Source organism: Mycolicibacterium arcueilense (genome assembly GCF_058536225.1).
Genome location: NZ_JBZTYL010000036.1, coordinates 145,147 through 165,570, shown reverse-complemented (window position 1 = coordinate 165,570; position 20,424 = coordinate 145,147). Strand labels below are relative to the sequence as shown.

19 protein-coding genes are annotated in these 20,424 nt (G+C 66.2%); 5 read left to right on the top strand and 14 right to left on the bottom strand.

Annotated features, from left to right (window positions below; translation table 11 throughout):
* Positions 1-4 precede the first annotated feature (4 nt).
* Positions 5-1,663: a ribosomal protection-like ABC-F family protein gene (gene abc-f, locus AC4LGL_RS31250; protein WP_491842144.1), complete on the top strand. Its 1,659-nt coding sequence runs from the start codon at positions 5-7 to the stop codon at positions 1,661-1,663.
* On the opposite strand, the gene AC4LGL_RS31245 is transcribed toward abc-f, so the two are convergent.
* The 9 genes from AC4LGL_RS31245 to AC4LGL_RS31205 all read right to left on the bottom strand — a co-directional run bounded on the left by AC4LGL_RS31245 (position 1,574) and on the right by AC4LGL_RS31205 (position 9,250).
* Positions 1,574-2,914, bottom strand: coding sequence for an MFS transporter (locus AC4LGL_RS31245; RefSeq protein WP_491842143.1), 1,341 nt, complete (start codon positions 2,912-2,914; stop codon positions 1,574-1,576). The genes abc-f and AC4LGL_RS31245 overlap by 90 nt on opposite strands.
* The gene (locus tag AC4LGL_RS31240; RefSeq protein ID WP_491842142.1) at positions 2,911-3,558 is read right to left on the bottom strand and encodes a GntR family transcriptional regulator; all 648 of its coding nucleotides are present in this window, start codon (positions 3,556-3,558) and stop codon (positions 2,911-2,913) included. Before AC4LGL_RS31240 ends, AC4LGL_RS31245 begins: the two co-directional genes overlap by 4 nt.
* Positions 3,559-3,619: 61 nt before the next feature.
* On the bottom strand, positions 3,620-4,051 hold the full coding sequence (locus tag AC4LGL_RS31235) for a DUF5313 domain-containing protein (protein ID WP_491842141.1): 432 nt from the start codon (positions 4,049-4,051) through the stop codon (positions 3,620-3,622).
* A 14-nt stretch (positions 4,052-4,065) separates the two neighbouring features.
* Positions 4,066-4,578, bottom strand: coding sequence for a MarR family winged helix-turn-helix transcriptional regulator (locus AC4LGL_RS31230; protein WP_491842140.1), 513 nt, complete (start codon positions 4,576-4,578; stop codon positions 4,066-4,068).
* A 55-nt stretch (positions 4,579-4,633) separates the two neighbouring features.
* Positions 4,634-5,308: a cAMP-activated global transcriptional regulator CRP gene (crp, locus tag AC4LGL_RS31225; protein WP_491842139.1), complete on the bottom strand. Its 675-nt coding sequence runs from the start codon at positions 5,306-5,308 to the stop codon at positions 4,634-4,636.
* A 149-nt stretch (positions 5,309-5,457) separates the two neighbouring features.
* A complete protein-coding gene (locus tag AC4LGL_RS31220) occupies positions 5,458-6,900 on the bottom strand; it encodes a bifunctional aminoglycoside phosphotransferase/ATP-binding protein (RefSeq protein WP_491842138.1) in 1,443 nt (480 codons plus the stop codon).
* A 95-nt stretch (positions 6,901-6,995) separates the two neighbouring features.
* Positions 6,996-7,658 (bottom strand): response regulator transcription factor, encoded by a 663-nt coding sequence (locus tag AC4LGL_RS31215; protein ID WP_491842137.1) that lies wholly within the window; start codon positions 7,656-7,658, stop codon positions 6,996-6,998.
* The gene (locus AC4LGL_RS31210; RefSeq protein ID WP_491842136.1) at positions 7,655-8,872 is read right to left on the bottom strand and encodes a sensor histidine kinase; all 1,218 of its coding nucleotides are present in this window, start codon (positions 8,870-8,872) and stop codon (positions 7,655-7,657) included. The genes AC4LGL_RS31215 and AC4LGL_RS31210 overlap by 4 nt, the downstream gene beginning before the upstream one ends.
* 90 nt (positions 8,873-8,962) lie before the next feature.
* The gene (locus AC4LGL_RS31205; RefSeq protein ID WP_491842135.1) at positions 8,963-9,250 is read right to left on the bottom strand and encodes a hypothetical protein; all 288 of its coding nucleotides are present in this window, start codon (positions 9,248-9,250) and stop codon (positions 8,963-8,965) included.
* Between the two features lie 126 nt (positions 9,251-9,376).
* Between AC4LGL_RS31205 and AC4LGL_RS31200 the strand changes: the two genes are divergently transcribed.
* Together AC4LGL_RS31200 and AC4LGL_RS31195 are read left to right on the top strand one after the other, a co-directional pair.
* Positions 9,377-10,042 (top strand): TetR/AcrR family transcriptional regulator, encoded by a 666-nt coding sequence (locus AC4LGL_RS31200; RefSeq protein ID WP_491842134.1) that lies wholly within the window; start codon positions 9,377-9,379, stop codon positions 10,040-10,042.
* Positions 10,043-10,051: 9 nt separating this feature from the next.
* A complete protein-coding gene (locus tag AC4LGL_RS31195) occupies positions 10,052-10,921 on the top strand; it encodes a LysR family transcriptional regulator ArgP (RefSeq protein ID WP_491842133.1) in 870 nt (289 codons plus the stop codon).
* A gap of 7 nt (positions 10,922-10,928) precedes the next feature.
* On the opposite strand, the gene AC4LGL_RS31190 is transcribed toward AC4LGL_RS31195, so the two are convergent.
* Entirely contained in the window at positions 10,929-11,510 is a 582-nt protein-coding gene (locus AC4LGL_RS31190) for a TetR/AcrR family transcriptional regulator (RefSeq protein WP_491842132.1), read from the bottom strand.
* Between the two features lie 13 nt (positions 11,511-11,523).
* Positions 11,524-12,468 carry an oxygenase MpaB family protein gene (locus AC4LGL_RS31185; RefSeq protein WP_491842131.1) on the bottom strand — a complete coding sequence of 315 codons (945 nt, stop codon included), beginning with the start codon at positions 12,466-12,468 and terminating at the stop codon, positions 11,524-11,526.
* Between the two features lie 79 nt (positions 12,469-12,547).
* Here AC4LGL_RS31185 and AC4LGL_RS31180 point away from each other — a divergent pair, with 79 nt between their 5' ends.
* Positions 12,548-13,039, top strand: coding sequence for an OsmC family protein (locus tag AC4LGL_RS31180; RefSeq protein WP_491842130.1), 492 nt, complete (start codon positions 12,548-12,550; stop codon positions 13,037-13,039).
* On the opposite strand, the gene AC4LGL_RS31175 is transcribed toward AC4LGL_RS31180, so the two are convergent.
* From AC4LGL_RS31175 to AC4LGL_RS31165, 3 genes are all read right to left on the bottom strand, one after another.
* Positions 13,005-14,699, bottom strand: coding sequence for an alpha/beta hydrolase (locus tag AC4LGL_RS31175; RefSeq protein ID WP_491842129.1), 1,695 nt, complete (start codon positions 14,697-14,699; stop codon positions 13,005-13,007). The two genes, AC4LGL_RS31180 and AC4LGL_RS31175, sit on opposite strands and share 35 nt — an antisense overlap.
* Before the next feature lie 93 nt (positions 14,700-14,792).
* Complete coding sequence (locus AC4LGL_RS31170; protein WP_491842203.1) at positions 14,793-17,999, bottom strand: NAD-glutamate dehydrogenase domain-containing protein; 3,207 nt, start codon at positions 17,997-17,999, stop codon at positions 14,793-14,795.
* Between the two features lie 538 nt (positions 18,000-18,537).
* Positions 18,538-19,602, bottom strand: coding sequence for an NAD(P)H-dependent amine dehydrogenase family protein (locus AC4LGL_RS31165; RefSeq protein WP_491842128.1), 1,065 nt, complete (start codon positions 19,600-19,602; stop codon positions 18,538-18,540).
* 100 nt (positions 19,603-19,702) lie between these two features.
* Between AC4LGL_RS31165 and AC4LGL_RS31160 the strand changes: the two genes are divergently transcribed.
* Complete coding sequence (locus AC4LGL_RS31160) at positions 19,703-20,365, top strand: TetR/AcrR family transcriptional regulator C-terminal domain-containing protein (protein WP_491842127.1); 663 nt, start codon at positions 19,703-19,705, stop codon at positions 20,363-20,365.
* Positions 20,366-20,424 lie beyond the last annotated feature (59 nt).

Here is a 20,424-nt window from a genome sequence, read left to right as displayed (position 1 = left end):
GGCCATGACCGCAACGCTTGTCGCGAAGAATGTGGCCGGCGGTTTCGCCCATCGCACCCTGTTCGAAGGGGTCGACCTGACGGTCGCGCCGGGTGATGTGATCGGGGTTGTCGGCGTCAACGGCGCCGGCAAGAGCACACTGCTGAGGATCCTGGCCGGGGATCTCGAACCGCTCGAAGGCACCGTCACCGTCGCGCCGGCCGATGCGTTCGTCGGATGGCTGCCGCAGGAACACGAGCGCATACCGGGGGAGACCGTCGCGGCCTACATCGCCCGCCGCACAGGGTGCACCGAAGCCACGCGGGTCATGGATGCCGCGGCCGCAGCACTCGCCGACCCGATCCCGGGCGAGGAGGATCCGGCTGCTGCCTACTCAGCCGCGCTGGACCACTGGCTCGCCACGGGCGCGGCCGACCTCGACGAACGGCTGCCGGCCGTGCTGGCCGATCTCGGACTCGACACCGATGCCGTGCGACCGGACTCGACGCCGATGACCGCACTGTCCGGTGGGCAGGCGGCGCGGGTGGGGTTGGCGGCACTGCTGTTGTCGCGGTTCGACATCGTGCTGCTCGATGAGCCGACCAACGATCTGGACCTCGACGGCCTCGCCCGGCTCGAGCAGTTCGTCAGGGAACTTCGTGGGGGTGTGGTCCTGGTGAGTCACGATCGGGAGTTCCTCGCCCGCAGCGTGACTCGCGTACTCGAGCTGGATCTGGCGCAGAACACCACCACCGTTTTCGGCGGTGGGTACGAAAGCTATCTGGAGGAGCGTGAGGTCGGCCGCCGGCACCGGCGCGAGCAGTACGAGGAGTTCGCCGAGAAGAAGGCCGACCTGGTGGCCCGCGCCCGTACCCAGCGCGAGTGGTCGAGCCAGGGCACCCGCAACGCAATGCGCAAGTCACCGGACAACGACAAGATCCGTCGACGTGCGGCCACCGAGTCCAGCGAGAAGCAGGCGCAGAAGGTACGTCAGATGGAGAGCCGGATCGCCCGACTCGAGGAGGTCGAGGAACCCCGGAAGGAATGGACCCTGCAGTTCACCATCGGTGCTGCGCCACGGTCGAGCTCCGTCGTCGCGACCCTCGACAATGCCGTTGTGCGGCAAGGTGATTTCGTGCTGGGTCCGGTGTCGCTGCAGGTTGATGCCGGCGAACGGATCGGTATCACCGGCGCCAACGGGGCGGGGAAGTCGACATTGCTGCGGCTACTGCTGGGACGTCGACAGCCCGATGAGGGTCGCGCCGGCCTGGGTGCCAGTGTCGCCATCGGCGAGATCGACCAGGCCCGAGCCGATTTCACCGGCACCGCGCGACTCGTGGACCGCTTTGAACAGCAGCTGCCGGAATGGTCGACGGCCGATGTGCGCACCCTGTTGGCCAAGTTCGGGCTGCGGGCCGATCATGTCGAGCGCCCGGTTGACGAGCTGTCACCGGGGGAGCGAACCCGTGCCGGCCTGGCGTTGCTGCAGGCACGTGGCACCAATGTGCTGGTTCTCGACGAGCCGACGAACCATCTGGACCTGCCCGCCATCGAGCAACTCGAACAGGCGCTTGAGGCCTACGACGGTGCGTTGTTACTGGTGACGCATGACCGCCGCATGCTGCAGAACGTTCGGTTGGACCGAAGGTGGCTGGTCGACGACGGGCGCGTTGCCGAGTTGTAGCGCCGGCGTCCGCGGTTCCAGATGCTTGGCCCACCCCGACGCGCACACGGCCGTGCAGACAATCGCCAGTACGCCAACGAAAGTCAGCATCTCCGGATAGCTGAACCAGTGCGCCAGCGCAGCAAGTACCGCGGGCAGCAGGAACCCCAGGTAGGCCAGCGAGTAGTAGACCCCGGAGATGCCGGCGAGCTCGTCGGGCGGGGCGATGCGTTGGATCTCAAGCAGACCCGACACGATCGCAATGCCGTAGGCGCTGCCGAGCAGCATCGCGACCAGCGGCGCGACGAGCGCCGAGTGTGTGACGGCGGTGGCCACCGCGGCGAAGATGCCCAGTGCCATCAACGCCATCGACACCACCACGGCGCGAGAGCTGGACACGTCGTCGAGCCGGCGCGCGACCGGTTGGATCGCCACGCCGCAGCCCAGTGTCAGCACGGTCAGCCCCACGGTGTACAGCAGCGCCCAGGACCCGAGCTGGTCGGCGACCAGCGCCGGCACCACGGCGTACGCGATGGCGGCCGAGCCGAAGATCCACGGCGCCATGGGAACAACGACATGCAGGAAGCGGCGATGACCGGCTGCGGGCACTTTCAACCCGTCGAGGAGGGGTCGTGAGGTCGTGCGGGACCGCGTCTCGACGGTCCGGTTCCACACCGCCCACACCACCGGCACGCACAGGGCAGCGTGGACCAGGTAGGTCAACACCAACGGCAGCGGCGCGTACACGGTGAGCAGGCCGGCGCACAGCGGCCCGACGCCGAAGCCCAGGGACAGGCAGATCGAGGCGCGGCGCGCACCGGCCCCGGCGGAAGCGTCGGGGTCGAAGGGCGGCCTGGACAGTTCGGCGATCCACGCCGAACCGACTGCCATCGCGATGCCGACTGCCACCCCGCTGAACAATCGGCCGACGAACAGGGCCGGGAAGCCCCAGTAGTCACCGACGGCCAGGATGAGACTGCCCAACGCCGCACTGATCACCCCGGCGGCCATCACGTTGCGCCGACCGTGGCGGTCTGACAGCGTCGAGGCGATCAGCAGCCCCGGAATCAGGCCGAGAACGTAGGCGCCCAACAGGATGTCGACGTCCACCCGCGTGTAGCCGGAGTGCTGGGCATAGGCGATCAGCAGTGGGGTGAATTGGTTTCCGCCCCAACCGATACAGAAGACGGCGATGGCGACGGCAAGCCATGGCTGCATGCGTCGCCGACGCTGGATGGGCGCCTCGACGAATTCCGTTGCGACAGCGGTCATGCCAGCACCACCCGGTAGGTCGCTTCCAGGTGGGACAGCAGGGCACCCTCGAAACCGGCGACGTCACGGCGGCCGATGGCATCGGCCAGATCCGCGTGTTCGCCGATCAACTCGGTGAGCCGGGCGGAGTCCGATCGGGCGGCGTCGGCCATCATGCGGCGCTGCCGATCACTGAGTGATCCGTAGAAGCGGCCGGCGATCGAATTCCCGGCGACCTGCACGATCCGGCGGTGGAACGCATCGTCGGCGGCGGCGAACTGATCGGCGTCACCGATCGCGGCGCCATGGCGCTGCCGTTCGACCAACTCGGTCAGTTCACCGAACAGGGCGTCGATGGATTCCGATGACCGGCACAGCCGGCGCACCGCCGCGGTCTCCAGTGCCAGGCGCATCTCCAGCAGGTCGGTGGCCTCCTGGGCGGACACGGGGACGACGACGGCGCCGCGTCGCGGCATCAGATCCAGGAAGTCCTCGGCGGCCAGGCGCAGAAACGCCTCGTGCACCGGCGTGCGGCTGACGCCGAGCTGCGTCGCCACCTCTACCTCGCTGAGCAGCTGCCCGCCGCGAAACTCACCGGAGAGGATCTGGTCCTTGGTCATCCGGTAGACGCGCTGGCTGTTGCTCGATTTCTCGTCCTGGCCCACGGAAGACCACTGTACCCCTTGCATGCAAGCTTGCATGCAAGGGGTGTGGCCAGGTCAGACCCTAGAACGGGCTGCTGTTGGCCTGACGCTTGGACGCTTCCGGACGGGGACCGAACCGGCGGATGTACTCCTCGTGCTTCCGCTGGTCCTTCTTGTACTGGATCTCGTCGACCAGATTGGGGTCCAGCCCGTGCTGTGCCAACCGGTGCCGGCGCCAGATCTTGTTGAGCGCGAGTGCCATCAAGATGGCCCAGATGTAGATCGGCACGGTCATCTCGATGTGCACATAGAGCGACGCGGGCAGGAGCCACAGCGGCGCCAGTACGAACAGCGGCGGGATCGCCATCCGGATCAAGTGCCGCCGCACGGCGCCATGGTCGGCCAGGTCGTGAGCCACCCACTCGCGCATGGAATCGGGCAACCGCTTGCCGTAGCAGTAGGCGACGTATTGAAAGAAGTTGGGACGGTCTTGGGTCTTCTTCTGGCCGGCCATGAGGGCTCCTGAAATCAATCGGTGAGTGAATTGGCCGCCAGCGCAGCCACGTTGATGCGGGTCAATACCCGATGCAGCTCTTCGAGTTCGGCGATGTCGACGCCCAGGCGCTCCACCACCGCAGGCGGGATGGCCAGGGCCCGTTCACGCAGGGCGATCCCGGCCTCGGTGAGCTCGACATCGGTCGCGCGTTCATCGCCGGCCCGGCGGCTGCGGGTGAGCAGGCCGAGGGCTTCCAGCCGTTTGAGCATCGGCGAGAGCGTCGCCGAATCGAGCTGCAGCGCGGAGGCGATCTCTTTGACCGACAGCGGCGGAGTGCCGCCGGAATCGGACCGTTGGTGATCCCACAACGCCAGCATCACTAGATACTGCGGATGGGTCAGGCCCAGCGGCTCCAGTAGTGGTCGGTATACGGCCAGCACGGCGCGGTTGCTGACGGCCAACGCGAAACAGACCTGCCGCTCAAGAGCCAGGGGGTCGGCGCTGAGCTGACCCGAGGGTGCAGACGCTTCGGATACTGCGGTCATACTTAGAAAGTACCCTAATAGTTAGGGCACTAACAATGTCTCGACGGTCACACGGTCAGTGTGCGCGCTTGGCCAATCGTTCGGCGTTGTCGATCAGGATGCTGCGGCCCTGCACGCGGATCCAGCCGCGCTGCGCGAAGTCCGACAAGGCCTTGTTGACCGTCTCGCGGGAGGAGCCGACGAGTTGGGCGATCTCTTCCTGGGTCAGCTCGTGGTCGACGCGCAGCGCGCTGCCGTCGCGGCTGCCGAATCGTTGTGCCAGGTAGAGCAGTTGCTTGGCCACCCGGCCCGGCACATCGGTGAAGATCAGGTCGGACAGGTTGTCGTTGGTGCGGCGCAACCGGCGGGCCAGCACGCGCAGGAGCTGTTCGGCGATCTCGGGACGGTCGGCGATCCAGCTCCGCAGCACGCTGCGGCTCATCACGACCGCCTTCACCTCGGTCAGTGCGGTCACGGTCGAGGTCCGCGGTCCCGGATCGAAGATGGCGAGCTCACCGAACATGTCCGACGGGCCCATCAGCGTGATCAGGCTTTCGCGACCGTCCACGGACTTGCGGCCGATCTTCACCTTGCCTGCCGTGATGATGAAGAGCGTGTCGCCGGGCTCGCCTTCGGAGAACACCACCTCGGTCCGACGGAAGGTCACCGGCTCCAACTGCCGGACGAGCGCTGCCACGGCGTCTGGCGACACACCCTGGAAGATGCCGGCACGGGCCAGCACTTCATTCATATTTCCCCCTTGGTGGATGTGCCGAACCTGGTGACCCGGAAAGTTTGTACTGGTCGCAGCCGGAAGGAAGGCCGCCGTTTTACTTTACAAGGGCTATCTATCGGCCAGCGGCTCCGGGTTTACACCGAAACCTCATTTCGTAATGGAGGTCAGATCGCCGAGCAACAGATCCGTTGGGCTTCGGCGACGGAGTCCGCAAGCGGACGGCGGGTGTTGATGGGGTGGGCGTCAGACCAATCGGCGTCGGACGCCAAACCTTCTGCGATCTGCGGGGTGGCGTCCGAGTTGGTGACCTGACGCTGGACGATGCGCTGCTTGGCTTCGTCGAGAGGCACCGTGCACGCCAACTCCACGGTCGGGCAATTCTGGCCCGCCGCCATCTCCCGCGCTCGCCGGCGCAGGCCCGGATCCCGCCAGGTGCCGTCGAGGATCACCGACTGCCCCATGGCCAAGGTTTGTTGGGCCTTCTCCAGCACGGCCTCGTAGACAGCTGCCACGTTCTCGGTGCTGTAGAGCCCCTCGTTCAATATCCCGGCCGCTCCGTCGAGGACACCACGGTCCTGCAACTCGCGGCGCACGTCATCGGTAGAGATGACCCGCGCCGCCACATGTTCGGCGAGACCGTGCGCGAGCGTGGTCTTACCGGTACCGGGACCACCGCCGACGATGACCAGTCGCACGGCACCTCGGCGGAGGTGATCGAGGGCTATGTCGAGATGGCGCGTGGCGTCGTCCGCGGCGCTCGCGTTGCCCTGGTCCACCCGGATGCAGTCGACCTTGGCGCGGACCACGGCACGGTAGGCGATGTAGAAGTCGACCAAGGCCGGCGGCGGCGTATCCCCGGAAAGCCGCTGGTACTCGGCGATGAAGTAGCCCGCCAGGTCTGGGCGGCCGAGGAACTCCAGGTCCATCGCCAGAAACGCGGCGTCGTCGCAGCAGTCGACATGGCGTAGGTCGTCGTCGAACTCCAGGCAGTCGAGGATGGCCGGCCCTTCCGGCATGCAGAAGATATCGCCGGTCAACAGGTCGGCGTGGCCGTCGACGATGCGGCGCTCGGCGATGCGGCCGTCGAACAGTGCGGTGCGTCCCGCGATGAACTGGTCATACAGACGGTCGACCTCGGCCAGCGATTCCGCGGGTACCACTGTTCCGGCGTACGTGCGCAATTCGGTGAGGTTGTCACGCCAACGGCCGGAAACCGCAGGCACGGTCCCTGCACGGTCGATGTCTTCCGAACGTTCGGCGCCGGCGTGAAACCGCGCGATCGCCTCTGCGATCGCCGACAGATGCTTTTCCACGGGTTCGCCACTGAGCACCATCGACGTCAACCGGCGCGCATCGGGGTACCTGCGCATCACGATCACCGGCTCGGGCCGACCACCCTGCGGATCGGAGAAATGGGCGACCCCGAGGTAGCTGTCGGGCGCCAGCCGCTGGTTCAGGCGAACCTCACGCAGGCACACCTGTTCGCGCTGCTCGACCGAGCTGAAATCCAGAAAGTCCGTGGTGACGGGTTTCTTGACCTTGTAAGCCTTCTCGCCCACCAACGCGACGATCCCGGTGTGTGTTTCGTGGATTTCGGTTGCGGCCATAACCCATGATGGCTCCGCTCGGACAACGGAAGGTAGTGGTCATCCGTCGGCGTTCGCCTGCCGAAAGTCCTTCAGCCCATGGACCGAAGACTCTATTACCGGGGACTGACCAGTCCGGAGTCGTAGGCGTGGATGATCGCGGCCGCGCGGTCGCGCAGGTCGAGCTTGATGAAGATGTGGCCGATGTGGCTCTTGACGGTGAGCCCGGAGATGCTCAGTTCATCGGCGATCTCGGCGTTCGAATGCCCCTTGGCGATGAGTGTCAGCACATCGAGTTCACGGGCCGTGAGGTCGCCGACGGCGGCGACGCGACGCGGTTCGGCGGACTTGCGGTAGGTGGTGAGTACCCGCGAGGTCACCGCGGGGTCGAGATAGCTGTCGCCCAGTGCCACGGCGCGCACCGCCCGGATCAGTTCCTCGGCGGAGGAATCCTTGAGGACGAACCCGCTGGCTCCCGCGCGCAACGCACCCGAGAGCAACTCGTCGTCGTTGAATGTGGTCAGCGCCAGCACCGGCGGCCCGTCGACCGCTGTCACCTGGCGGGTGGCCTCGATCCCGTCGACCCGTTTCATCCGTAGATCCATCACCACCACGTCGGGGCGGTACCGGCTGATGGCGTCGGGCACCTCGTCGCCGTCGGCGCATTCGGCGACGATCGTGAAGCCGTCCTTGCGCCGAAGGATGCGACGTAGGCCGGAGCGCACCAGATCTTGGTCGTCGACGAGCAGGACCGCGACCTCGCTCACGGGATCAGTCATGACACCACGGGGCACCATCGGGGTGCCCGGTCGGTGTCGTCCAGTGGAATGTTCGTGCGCACCGACCATCCGTCGTCGGCGGGGCCGACGCTGATGATCCCGCCGAGGAGCTCGACGCGCTGGCGCATTCCGCGCACACCGCGACCCTCCACGTCGTGACCGTTCCTCACAGACAACGCTGGGACCGGCAGTCGGTTGGCAACCGTCAAGGTCGCCGAGGTACGTGAGATCCTCAGTAACACTGTCGCTTCCGCATCGGGTGCATGTTTGGCGATGTTGGCCAAGGACTCCTGGGCGATGCGATATAGGGCCAAGCCCACCGCCGCGGAGACCGCATCGGTGCGGCCGGTGGCGTCGCACCGCACATTGAGCCCGGCACGCACGAAATCATCTACCAGACAACTGATGTCGTCGACGCCCGGCTCGGGAGCCATGCTCATCGGGGCGCCGTCGAGTAGCCCGACCGTGCGGCGGATATCGGCCATGGCCTGACGGCCCAGACGTTCAGCCTGCTCCAACGCCTCCACGGCGTCGTCGACGTCGCGGTCCTGCTGTAACCCACGACGTGCACCCGTCACATGCAGGAGGGTCACACTCAGCGAATGCGCGATCACGTCGTGGACCTCGCGGGCGATCCGGCGCCGTTCATCGGCCGCGGCGTGGCGGGCCTGCGCGGCCTGCGACTCCTGCTGCTGCCGCATGAGTTGCTGCTGGGTATGTACGAGATAGCCCACCAGCCAGCCCATCCCGAGGATTCCGAGATAGAGCGGCAGAGCGTCGAGGCGGTGCTGCGCTGCGGCGGTCAGCAGCAGGGTGGCCGCGGTCAGCGACGCGAGGAATCCGCCCCACACGCCGGTCAGCGAGGCCACTTCGCCGACCATCAGCACCGCGATCAGTGGGGCGAAGTCGTTGGGCACCGGTGTCGCGGTCGCGAACAGCAGGATCGCGGTCGAGGTCGTCCAGGTCGCCCAGACGATCGGCGCCTTGAAATCGATGCCGGACAGGTAGAACAACGCGAAGGGGGCGATACAGATGACGAGTGCGAGCAGACCCGCCGGAAGGTCGGCCGACGGCCGCTGCAACATCGCCACCACGCCGGCACCCATGACGGTGGTGTCGAACGCCAACACGATGGCCCAGTTGTAGCCCACCGGCAGGGCGTACCCCCGCCGGTGTACATGCGCGCGGAAGCCGCGGGCGATGCTGCCGAGCATGTTCTGATCGTAGAAGGTGAGCTTGTTTTCGTACGTCCTACTACAGTTGGATTTTTTGGGGCCGGATTTCCTGGGGTCGGATTTCAACACTCAGAGTCGCCACATCTCGCGTGCCATCGCGGAGTCCTCCACGAATTTTTCGCGCAGCGGCGGATAGTACGGCTGCTTCAGATCGGGTCGGGGAGCCGCCGCCAGGGCTGTGCGTAGCGCGGTCAGGGTGCGCCGCCAGAAACCGCCCTCCCGACGGGTGGGGCCGCTCGGGATCGCTGGACCTGTCACCGGAGGCGCGAAAACGGCGTCTTTCGCCGTCCATCCACGGGCGACGCCGGTCATCGAATTCGCTATCGAGATAGCTGGGGAACGCTGTGCTCGTGTCATGGCTCGACGCTACGAAGAATGCAGGTCAGCCCACATCGCGCTGTTGTCCGATCTTGACCTACGACCGTAGTAGGAGAACTGAACCGACCACAGGACGATGGGGCCGCAACTGGTTAGGCTCCTGTTGTGCCCTCGAGTTCGACCCGTAGGCGTGGTCCCCGGCGTGATGTCGACACCCGAACTCTGATCGTCGATACCGCAGAGCGAATGTTCGCGGAGATGTCGATCGGTGCGGTGGCGGCGCGGGCGGTGGCCCGCGAGGCGGGCGTGGCCAGTCGTGCGGTGGCCTATCACTTCCCGGCCAAGCGGGACCTGGTGCTGGAGGTGGCGCGACGCCGTGCCCCGACGGTGTTCGAGGCCGTTGTCGAGGAGCTGGTGCGGGTGGCTGAGGGCGGCGACGAGATCGGGGTCTCTGACGTCGTCGAAGCTCTCATCGCGCCCTACGTCAGGCTGCTCGACGAGGATCCGGTCGGCGGATTGCGGTGGCTCAAGGTGATGAATCAGCTTGCCTTGGATGAAGACCAGATCTGGCTCGACCAGCTGGCGGGCACACCGAGTCTGCCGGAGTTGTTCTTCGCCGCGGCCGGGCGTGCGGTGCCGGACATTCAGACCAGAGAAGGCCAGCAGCGCAGCACAATTGCCATCCTCGGGATGATCGGCGCGCTGGCCAGCTCGGACTTGTCGCTCTACGGTCGGCCTTTGGGGCCCGGCGGCTTGGACCGCGGGTGGGTTGACCAGTTGGTCCGGTTCACCGGCAGCGGTTTGTGCGGCAACGAGGGTCAGCCCGATTAGGATCGTGGCGTGCAGATCGACGGCCAGCAGCTCGCTGCCTTCGCCGCGGTGGTCGAGCTGGGAAGTTTCGACGCGGCCGCGCAGCGTCTGCATGTGACGCCGTCGGCGGTCAGTCAGCGCATCAAGGCCCTGGAGCAGCGTGTCGGGCAGGTTCTGGTGGTTCGCGAAAAGCCCTGTACGGCAACGCCTGCCGGTGTGCCCTTGCTGAGGTTGGCGGCGCAGACGGCGTTGCTGGAATCCGAGACGCTGGCGGAGATGGGTGGCGGTGCCGGGCACCGCACCAGGATCGCGTTGGCGGTCAACGCCGATTCGATGGCGACCTGGTTCACCGGAGTGTTCGCCCGGGCGTCCGAGTTCTTGTTCGACATCCGGATCGAGGACCAGGACCTCTCGGCACGCTTCCTGCGTGAGGGTGTGGTGATGGGCGCGGTCACCACCGAGCGACGCCCGGTGCCGGGCTGCCGGGTGTATTCCCTGGGGGCGATGCGCTACGTACCGGTGGCCGGTGCCGGGTACATGCAGCGTTACCTGCCGGACGGATTCACCCGCGACGCCGCGCAGGTGGCGCCGTCGCTGGCCTGGAACCGCGATGACGCACTACAGGATCAGTTGGTGCGCAAGGTGTTCCGCAAAGATGTCGTCAGGCCGATCCATTTCATCCCGACCGCCGAGGGTTTCGGCGCCGCGGTGCGGGCCGGGCTGGGCTGGGGGATGTACCCCGAAGAACTGGTGGACGACGACTTCGTCCGGATCACCGAGCAGTATCTGGACGTGCCGCTGTACTGGCAGTGCTGGAAGCTCGACAGCCCCATGGTCGACGCCGTCACGGCGGCGGTTCGCGATGCGGCGGCCGGCCTGCGCGGGCCGGCCCGGGCCTGAGGGTCCGCTACCGCACCAGTGGGGCCAGATGCTGTCGCGCGTAGGCCCGCACCGCGTCGTCGTCGTTGACGTCCAACACCGTTGTCGGCATCTGAGCCAGCGAGCACGCCAACCGGATGTGCAACTCGGCCACGGCCAGCAGCTCGGCGTCAGGCATGGTCGCGCCCGCCGCGCGAAGTGCCTTGGCCATCGCCGACGAGGCGTGGTGCAGAAACGCCGGAGCCTGGTCGTAGGCACCGGCCACCGCGGTGAAGTCGGTGTCCAGCCGCAGGAACCGGCGCATCACCGGTTCGGTGGTCAACAGCCGCATGCCTTCGCAGAACGCCGCCACTGCAGCCTCGTTGGGGCCGGAATCGATTGCGACGGTACGCAACCGGTGCATCGCCGCGTCGAACGTACGCCGTCCCAGCTCGGTGATCAAAGCATCGCGGGTGGGGAAACGACGGTACAGAGTGCGGCGGCTGACGCCGGCCTGCTTGGCGATGACGTCCAGGCTGGCCCGGCCGAGCCCGACGAGCGACACCTCCTCGGCGGTGGCCTTGAGGATGGCGTCTTCCTGCTCGGATTGGCTGGCGTTACTGCGTGGCATCGCTACCAGTGTGTCAGCCTGCCGCCGGGCATCCCAGCGGCGCGAACGAATCCAGTGCCACCGATCGGTGCAGGCGCACCAGCTTCTCGTACTGCAGTCGGTTGTAGGCCAGGGGCACCAGCAGGAGCCGGTCGGGCAGCGTCCGCCAGGCCAGCTGAAGCAATCGGGTGTAGACCGCGAACTCCCGCTCATGGCGGGGCTGCCAGCGGAACCCCGTCATCTCCCGGATCCCCGGATGCATGATGCCGAATGAGCACACCTTGATCACGCGGCCGGCGATCGGTCGCACCGCCATCCAAGACGGGGTCAGCGCCAATCGCAGTGGGGTGGGCAACAGCAGGGTCGGCAGCGGCAGCTGGGTCAGGCCAGCCGTCACTCGGCTCAGGAATGGATTGCCCTGCAACTGGTTTTCCACCATGTCGTCGTAATAGCGAGCCGCGTCGGCATAGGTTTCCGGCAGCTTCGCCGATGCGCCAGGCAGTTCGATGGAGCGGAACGCTTCGAGCAGTTGACCGTAGGCCGCCTCCTGCTCGGCTGCATTCATCGTGATACCGGTTGCCGGGGTGAACGAATGCAGGACCACGAAGATGCCGCTGATCGCAATCCAGTTCCACAGCTGGGGGTTCAGGGCGCTGTAGCGGACCTCGGCGAAGTCGTCCTTGCCGTGTCCACGGACGTCGCGGTGCATGGTCTGCAGCCGGCGCCCCTCCGCCTCCCGGTCTGTCGCGTCGCCCCAGATCGCCAGAAATGCCGAGAATCCGCTGCGCACCCCGCGATCGAGAAAGTTGCGCTCGAACCGGCCGCTGCGATCGACGGCCGCGGCCACCGGGACCAGGGCCACCTCGTCGAAGGCTGCTGCACCGAAGGCGCCTCCCAGGATGCTGCCCGAGTGCCTGCGGAAATCTGCCAGTACGTTCGGCCGCACTACGTCCTGTTCGGCCACACTGCCAATAGACATGGCACAAAGGCTAGCAATCTGTGCCAATGTGTCAATAGTGGAAATCGTCCTGACGTACTCGATTGGTACCGTCACGCGCATGGCCAACCGGACGCATCGATACGAGGTCGAGGTGACCTGGACCGGCAACACGGGTTCGGGCACCAGCGGCTACCGCGACTACGCACGTGACCACGACGTGACCGGCGTCGAGACGCCCGGCAAGCCGGTGATCCTGGGTAGCGCCGATCCGGCCTTCCGGGGAGACCCTCAGCGCTGGAACCCCGAGGAGCTGCTCGTGGTCAGCCTGTCGCAGTGCCACATGCTGTGGTACCTGGCGCTGTGCGCCAAGGCGGGCATCGTCGTCACTGACTATAGTGACCGGCCGGACGGCACGATGAGCGAGAACGCCGAGGGCAGTGGCGTTTTCACCGATGTCACGCTACGGCCGCAGGTCACCATCACCGACGGGCACCGGGTCGGCGAGGCCACCGAGCTTCATCACGAAGCCCACCGGATGTGCTTCATCGCCAACTCGGTCAATTTCCCGGTGAGCGCTACACCCACCGTGACAGCACCGAGCGGGGAATAAACGACGCGTCGACCGGGACGAACCCGAGTGCACTCCAGTCGGATTCGCCGGGCAGCGTTCCCGAGTCGATGACGACGGCGGTGGCACTGCCTGTCCCGGCATCGATGTCGACGGTCTGACCCGCGTCGCCGTATGTGCCGTTGCAGTCACTCAGGCACCGGCCCGTGGCCGGATCGATGTTGCCCTCGAACATGTCGTTGACCCATCCGGCCATCAACAATTGCACTGCGGGCGGGTTCTGCGGCTGCGGAATGCCCGCCACCAGATAGGCCGCCGCCTGGATCAGTGGGTTACCGCCCAGCATGGAATCCATATGGACACCACCGTTGACGACGACCCCGACGAACGTCCCAGGTCTGGCCGCCGAGAGCTCGTCGTTCACCTTGCTGGTGGAGTTGAACGCGTTCAGCGGCGCACCGAGCTCATAGACCGGCACATAGTCGGCAGGGTCGTTGCCATTGCTGGCCTCGAGCCGATGGAGGCGGTCCATCGCAGCCGGCAGACTGCCCGAGGGGGGAACCCCGTCCAGCAGCACCACGCCGGCAAAGTCGTTGGGGGCATCCTGTCCTTCGGCGCGGCGGGCGACCAACCCCTCGGCGTAGTAGCCGGCCACCCCGGGCGCGAAGCCACCGCCGAGTGAATGGCCGACGAGCACGAATCGCTGTGGAACGGTGAAGCTTTCCTGGCCGGCCTTCAATGATGCGGTAGCCATACTGGCGTTCAAGGCTTTTCGATCCGGGTCGAGAAAGAGCTCGGCGACCGCTTTGTGCATGTTGTCCCCACCGAGCCACATGCCGCCGGGGGTGTACGGGTTGGACGTCACGGTGGTTACCACGACGACGCTGTTGGTGCGGTCGGCCAGATAGGACGCGGTGTAGCTGTACATCGGTCCGGTGGCGATGAATCCGTGCTGGAGGTAGATCAGCCGGTCCGGCTGACCGTGCGTCGGGAAGTACCAGTCGGCGGGAACCTCGTTGCCGGGCGAGACCACCAGCGTCGACTTGCTCACCTCGACCGAATCCCGAAGCCCGGGCGGCACGGTCGGTGGTCCGTCGACGGCTTGGATCACTCCGCCGACCGCGTCGAACAACGCGGACCCGACAGCGGTGACCACCGACTGCAAGCCGGATTGGATCAGATCGGGGAGTTGTGCGGGCGACGACGCAGTCATGCCGAATCCGCTCGGTGCGGTAGCTGAAATCGTTTTCGGCACTTGAGAAATCGCGGTCAGCCTATTACGCACGTCGCTGGCTGGTTTGTCGTGTTGCACCAGGTCGGCGGTCAGCGGTGCCAGGCGCTCACGCAGCTGTTTGCGTACCGCGCTGCGCTGCGTCGACAGCGGGCGAAGCGGTGTCTGCTTGGTAGCTGCCTCTGCCGTCCCGACGGCGTCCTTCCCGACGACTTCCCGCTCGACGGTGCGACGCACACGAGGTGCCGCGGAACGGGCCGGATGATCGGCCCGCTTGAGGTGCGGTGTGACACGTCGATTACCGGCGGACGCGGAGCGGACCGGCTTTGCACTGCTGGACGACGTCTTCGGACCGGGATGCGAATCGCTTGGAGAGTCGGCCTCGGCGTTGGCTGTGCCGGCACCGGCTAGCAGCGCCGCCGACACTCCGGCGGTCAGCACGCCGGCGCCCACCCATCCTAAGTACGCCACGTGTTCCCCCCTGGTGCGCCGATCCCGCGATTGGCTGGATGCTAACCGCGGAATCGGCCGCCGGATGAGGTTTTCGGTGGGTTGGTTACGAGTTCATCGATGGAGCCGGCGCAGCTGGGCCGACGCCACCGACAACACCGCCAGGTCGGGCTCAGCGGAGTCGAGGAACTCGTCCAGCGTGCGTTTGGCCCGGTCCAGGCGCGGCCGGTTGTAGGCCTCGAAGTCGCGGATGCTGCATGCGGCCTTATCGCCCTCGAGCCCGTGCTTGGTGACGTCGATCGTGAGATCGCGCAATGAGCGGTAGAGGTCTTCCCGAAGGGCCAGCCGGGCCTGGGCATGCCAGCGGCCACCCCGCGGAAGCGACGACACCGCCAGCAGTAGCCGATCCACCCCTAGCCGGTCCGACAGTTCGAAGTAGATCCTGGCCAGTTGGGCCGCGTCCTCTCCGTGGACATGAGCGACCTCGATGATGTCCAGAAGGCTGAACGCATAGAGGGATTCGCTGATCCGGTGGGCGATGTTGCCTGGTACGCCGCGCGCCACCAGGTCGTCGTGCGCCGTCAAGACGGTGGCACGCTCCTGGCCTCGCAGCATCGATCCCAGTTGCCCGTGCAGCATCGCCAGCTGATTGCTGAATCGGGTGGTCTCGGTGTCGATTTCGAGCGGCTGCGGCCGGTTGAGCAGGAACCAGCGGGCGGCTCGGTCGAGAAGGCGCCTGCCCTCGATGACCATCGCATTCGTCAGCGCAGGTGAGAGGTCGGCGGCATAGATATCGGACCAGAGTGTGTCGAGGTCGAAAACCTCGGACACGACGGCATGGGCCCGCACGATATCGGCTGGGGCCGCGCCGGTCTCCTCGGAGAGCCGGAATGCGAAGGTCAGCCCTGAGGTGGCCAGCACGCGGTTGACGATCGAGGTGGCGATGATCTCCCGACGGAGCGGATGCTCGGGCAGTGGCTCGCCGAGTTGGCGCCGCAACGTCGGTGGGAAGTACCGGGTCAGCAGCGCGACGAAGTACGGGTCGTCGAACATCTCGCCGGCGAGCAGGTCAGCCTTGAGGTCGAGTTTCACGTGCGCCATCAAGGTGGCCAGTTGTGGCGCGGCAAGGCCGCGACCGTCCTTGGCCAGGTCAGCGAATTCCTCTGGACTGGGCATGTTTTCGCGGGATCGGTGTAGCCCTCGTCGGGTCTCCAGGTCCGCCGTCATCCGGGCGTGCACGTCGACCATCTGGGTGGCGTTCGAGCGGGCATCGCTGAGCAGACGATTGTGCGCCTGGTTGTTGGCCAGGACCAGCTGTGCCACTTCGTCGGTCATATCGGCCAGTAGTCGGTTGCGCGCGCTACCCGTGATCAGGCCGGACCGGGTGGCGGAGTCGAGCAGGATCTTGATGTTGACCTCGTGATCCGAGCAGTCCACTCCGGCCGCGTTGTCGATGGCATCGGTGTTCACCAGGCCACCTCGCCGGGCGTAGGCGATGCGGGCGCGCTGGGACAGCCCGAGGTTGCCGCCCTCGACGATCACCTGGACCCGGACATCCTCGGCGTCCACCCGCACCGGATCGTTCACCTTGTCGGCGATATCGGAGTGCTGTTCGTCGCGAGCCTTGATGTAGGTGCCGATTCCACCGTTGAACAACAGGTCTACCGGGGCGCGCAGGATATGGCTGATCAGTTGGGTGGGAGTGAGCCGGGTCTGGTCGTCGTCGATGCCGAGCGCGGCACGCATCTGCGGTGTGGTGGCAATGGTTTTCACGGTCCGCGGCCACACCCCGCCACCCGGGCTGATCACCGAACGGTCGTAGTCATCCCACGACGACTGGGGCAGTTCGAACAGCCGTTGGCGTTCTTTGCGGGCCGGCACGGTGTCGGGCTGTGGGTCGATGAAGATGTGCCGGTGATCGAATGCGGCCACGAGTCGCAGGCCGGGACGCAGCAGCATGCCGTTGCCGAAGACGTCCCCGCTCATATCGCCGACGCCGACAGCGGTGAACTCATCGGTCGCCGAGTCGATACCGAGTTCGGCGAGGTGGGTGTCGCCGCTGACCCAGGCGCCGCGAGCGGTGATGCCCATCGCCTTGTGGTCGTAACCGGCGGAGCCGCCGGAGGCAAAGGCATCGCCCATCCAGTAACCGCGGTCGAGCGCCACCGCATTGGCGGAATCGGAGAATGTGGCGGTGCCCTTGTCCGCGGCCACCACGAGGTACGGGTCGGGTCCGTCGTGGCACACCACTCCGCCGAAGCGGGGCCGATCTTCGGAATCTGACGGGGCGGTCTTGTCGACCACGTCGAGCAGTGCGGCGATGAACTGCCGGTAGCTCCGCAGCCCCTGAACACGGGGTGATTGGCCCGCGGCGGCACGGGCTTTGACGACGAATACGCCCTTGGCTCCGACCGGAACGATCATCGCGTTCTTGACGGCCTGTGCCTTCACGAGTCCCAGGACCTCGGTGCGGTAGTCGTCGTGGCGGTCGGACCAACGGAGCCCGCCGCGGGCCACCAGCCCGAACCGAAGATGCAGGCCCTCGAATTCCGGTGAGTACACGAAGATTTCGGAAAGCGGACGTGGCTGTGGCAGCTCGTCGACGGACCGCGCATCGAGTTTGTGGACCAGATAGGGTGCCCAGACCGTGAGGGCATCGGGCGCGAACGCGTTGGTGCGCACCGTGGCGTTGATCAGATTGTGGTACGCGCGCAGGATCCGGTCGGCGTCGATGTGCAGCACCTGATCGATCTCGGTGGCCACCTGCTGCTCGGCCTCTGCGATGCGGGAAATGCGGTGGGGGCTGTCCGCGGGCTGCTCGGTGCGGTCGAACCGGGCCTCGAACAGATCCAGCAGTGCGCGGGTGGCCGCCGGGTTGTCCAGCAGGACCCGTTGGATGCGCGTCTGGCCGTAGGGCATCGGCAGCTGTCGAAGGTAACGGCTGTAGCTGCGCAGCACGGTCACCTGTCGCCAGCTCAGGGCAGCCCGCAGTAGCAGCGCATTGAATCCGTCCGATTCGACGCGGCCCGCCCACATCGCTCGGAAGGTCTCGCGGATGCGGTCGACGGTGTCGTCCTGCGGCTGGGCCACCGCGTCGACGACGTCGGGACCGGGCTGCAACAGCAGGTGGTAGACGTGGCAGACCCGCCCGTCCGGCCTGGTCCAGGTATCCGCCTGTTCCTCCAGGACCTCGAGGTCCATGCTCTGCAGCGCGGGCAGCATCCGGCGCAGCGGCACCGGCTCGAGGGCTGCGAGCGCAAAGTTCAGCCGTCCGTCTGCGGCATCGGTCCAGTCGAGGTTCACCTCGACGGCATCGCCCATCAGATCGTTGAGCGCGTTGACTCCCAGTAGCCGGCTGGGTACCACAACCCCGGCCTGCTGATCCTGTATATCGGGCGTAATGGGGTTGGCGCGCAACGAGTCCACGGTTCCGGTCTCCTCAATCGTCGTTGATCGATGCCGTCGGTTGCGTTCGACGGATGGACCAATCCTGTGGTGAGGAGCACGCCTTCAGGTGCTGCAAAGTGTCAGAGATCCGATGCTGCTCAATACAGTCTGTAAGCCTGCATCGGTGGCAGCTGGTGGTTTCGCCACCGCAAAACGACGCGGCCGGCCGGCGGTGATGCCGGCCGGCTCGAGTCAATTGAGATGCTCATGCCGGTGGTTGGCTCAGGCGCAGCTGATTCAAACCCTGGAAGCGCCTACGCCGAGGATTGCTGCCAGCATGTGGCTGCAATCCTAGAAGTAGAGCATGGCTAATCAATATGAATGGTGTTGTGGCGGCACGGGCACGGCCAGGGCTGAGGATCCGCCACCACCGTCTTCACCTTCTACCGCGTCCGCAATTAACAGACACGACCTAGCCCGTCGGGACGACACCGCGCGGCAGGATCAACGGAAGATCGTTGTAGGTGACGATGCCGGGCGCGGCGTCGATCACCGCGGGGATCGCGTTGATCGGGGGAGTGGCGGTCATGATGTGCCCGAGCACCATGAACTCCTCCAGGGTGGTGGCCTCGAAATCCGGTGGCGGCAGGAAGCCGACCTTCATCGTCACGGTCGGACGGCCCGCGACCTCGATGACCCAGCCGTCCTGATCGATCTGCCAATCCGGTTGCAACGTCTGGCCTTTGCGCCAGCGCAAGGTGAGCTCGACACGGGTGGTATCGCCGATGATGCCCTTCCAGCTGACGAACACGCCGGCGACGCCGCCGGCCGGAATCGTCCACGAGCCGAGGTCGAGATCCTCTGTTGTCTGGGCATATTCGGCGTCGCAACGAACCTCGTCGAACTCGATACCGAGTGCGTCACCGATCATCCGTACCGCCTCGCCGAACACCCCGGTGCCATGGGCGGTCATCGCTTGGAGGTCGGGATGGTCGATGGGCTGGCCGAATCCGACCGGCTTCTCGGTTTCCGGTGAATCGTAGAAGGTGGTGTCGGCGGCCTCGTTGACCGTGACCTTGTCCACCCGGTCGCAGATGCCTGCGGCCACGATGGCCAACTGGTTGACGTAGCCGGGGCTGATGCCCGATCCGAACATCGTCGAGCCGCCCTTGCGGCAGGCCTCGACGATGCGGTCGCGGCCCTCGCCCTGATTGTGTCCGGTGATGAATGAGGCTGTCGCCACGACATTGATGCCGGCGGAAAGGATTTCGACGAGTTCGTCGACGTCGATCCACATCGGGTTGTAGACCACGACGTCCGGTTTGAGGGCCAGCAGTGCCTGCACGTCATTGGTGGCCGCGACCCCGAGGGGCTCGATGCCGACGAGCTCGCCGACGTCTTTTCCGGACTTGTCTGGCGACCACGCATAGCAGCCCACCAGTTCCAGGTTCGGGTTGCGGGCGATGGCCGCCACCGAACTCTTCCCGACGTTTCCCGTCGTCCACTGGACAACCCGGTATGGCGAAGTTTGTGACACGGCAGCGGCTCCCTTGCTCGGTTTCCGGCAGTTTTCCACGACCGTGAGAAAAAGGGAAGAGTCGCCCGACGACGGCCCGCTCGGCAACTAGACTGCCCGCGTGGCCACCGCAAACACGCCGCGCCGGGGCCGTCCACCGCGCATCGACCAGCAGCAGATCGTCGCCGCGGCACGGGCTATGCCGCCGGGCACGTTGACGATGCAGGCGGTGGCCGACGCGCTCGGGGTCGACCGCACGACGTTGCACTACTACGTCGGTGACCGCGACGGTCTGCTCGAGCTCGTTGTGGCCGACCTGTTCGAGACCGAGCTCGCCTCGGTGAGGCTGCCCGAGAACGCGAGTTGGCAGGAGATCCTGCGGGCGCACACACGCGCGATCCGTCAGGGCGTACTCAAACTCGGCGTGACGGCCACGAGTTTCCGTCTGAGCGGGACCGGCGGCGCGGCCAGCCTTGCGCTGGCCGAGCAGGTGTTACGGGCCCTGACCGCTGCGGGCTTCACCACTGACGATGCGGGCCGGGTACTCACGCTGGTGTCCGGGCTCGCGATGTCCGCCGCGCATGATGTGCTGGGTTCGGCCGGATCGCGGCTGCATCATCAGACGCCCGAGGTGATCCGCGCCCTGAAAGACCTGCCGTCCAAAGACTTCCCGCTGCTCAGCGGTGTGGTGGCCGATCGTGACGTGGATGCGGCGGCAGCCCACGATTTCGAATTCAACCTCGACATCGTGATTGCCGGGCTTGAGCGATTTCTGGCCGAGTAGCCACCGAGTCGTCAGCCGATCTTGACTCGAGTACAGTACTCAGCATCCTCTTAGGCGGA

Excerpts from the sequence above, each read along its gene's own strand:
- abc-f (WP_491842144.1), top strand. The coding sequence starts at position 5 with ATGACCGCAACGCTTGTCGCGAAGAATGTGGCCGGCGGTTTCGCCCAT.
- AC4LGL_RS31245 (WP_491842143.1), bottom strand. The coding sequence starts at position 2,914 with ATGACCGCTGTCGCAACGGAATTCGTCGAGGCGCCCATCCAGCGTCGG.
- AC4LGL_RS31235 (WP_491842141.1), bottom strand. The coding sequence starts at position 4,051 with ATGGCCGGCCAGAAGAAGACCCAAGACCGTCCCAACTTCTTTCAATAC.
- AC4LGL_RS31230 (WP_491842140.1), bottom strand. The coding sequence starts at position 4,578 with ATGACCGCAGTATCCGAAGCGTCTGCACCCTCGGGTCAGCTCAGCGCC.
- crp (WP_491842139.1), bottom strand. The coding sequence starts at position 5,308 with ATGAATGAAGTGCTGGCCCGTGCCGGCATCTTCCAGGGTGTGTCGCCA.
- AC4LGL_RS31220 (WP_491842138.1), bottom strand. The coding sequence starts at position 6,900 with ATGGCCGCAACCGAAATCCACGAAACACACACCGGGATCGTCGCGTTG.
- AC4LGL_RS31215 (WP_491842137.1), bottom strand. The coding sequence starts at position 7,658 with ATGACTGATCCCGTGAGCGAGGTCGCGGTCCTGCTCGTCGACGACCAA.
- AC4LGL_RS31210 (WP_491842136.1), bottom strand. The coding sequence starts at position 8,872 with ATGCTCGGCAGCATCGCCCGCGGCTTCCGCGCGCATGTACACCGGCGG.
- AC4LGL_RS31205 (WP_491842135.1), bottom strand. The coding sequence starts at position 9,250 with ATGACACGAGCACAGCGTTCCCCAGCTATCTCGATAGCGAATTCGATG.
- AC4LGL_RS31190 (WP_491842132.1), bottom strand. The coding sequence starts at position 11,510 with ATGCCACGCAGTAACGCCAGCCAATCCGAGCAGGAAGACGCCATCCTC.
- AC4LGL_RS31185 (WP_491842131.1), bottom strand. The coding sequence starts at position 12,468 with ATGTCTATTGGCAGTGTGGCCGAACAGGACGTAGTGCGGCCGAACGTA.
- AC4LGL_RS31180 (WP_491842130.1), top strand. The coding sequence starts at position 12,548 with ATGGCCAACCGGACGCATCGATACGAGGTCGAGGTGACCTGGACCGGC.
- AC4LGL_RS31170 (WP_491842203.1), bottom strand. The coding sequence starts at position 17,999 with ATGGGCGATGCCGTCGAGGTGAACCTCGACTGGACCGATGCCGCAGAC.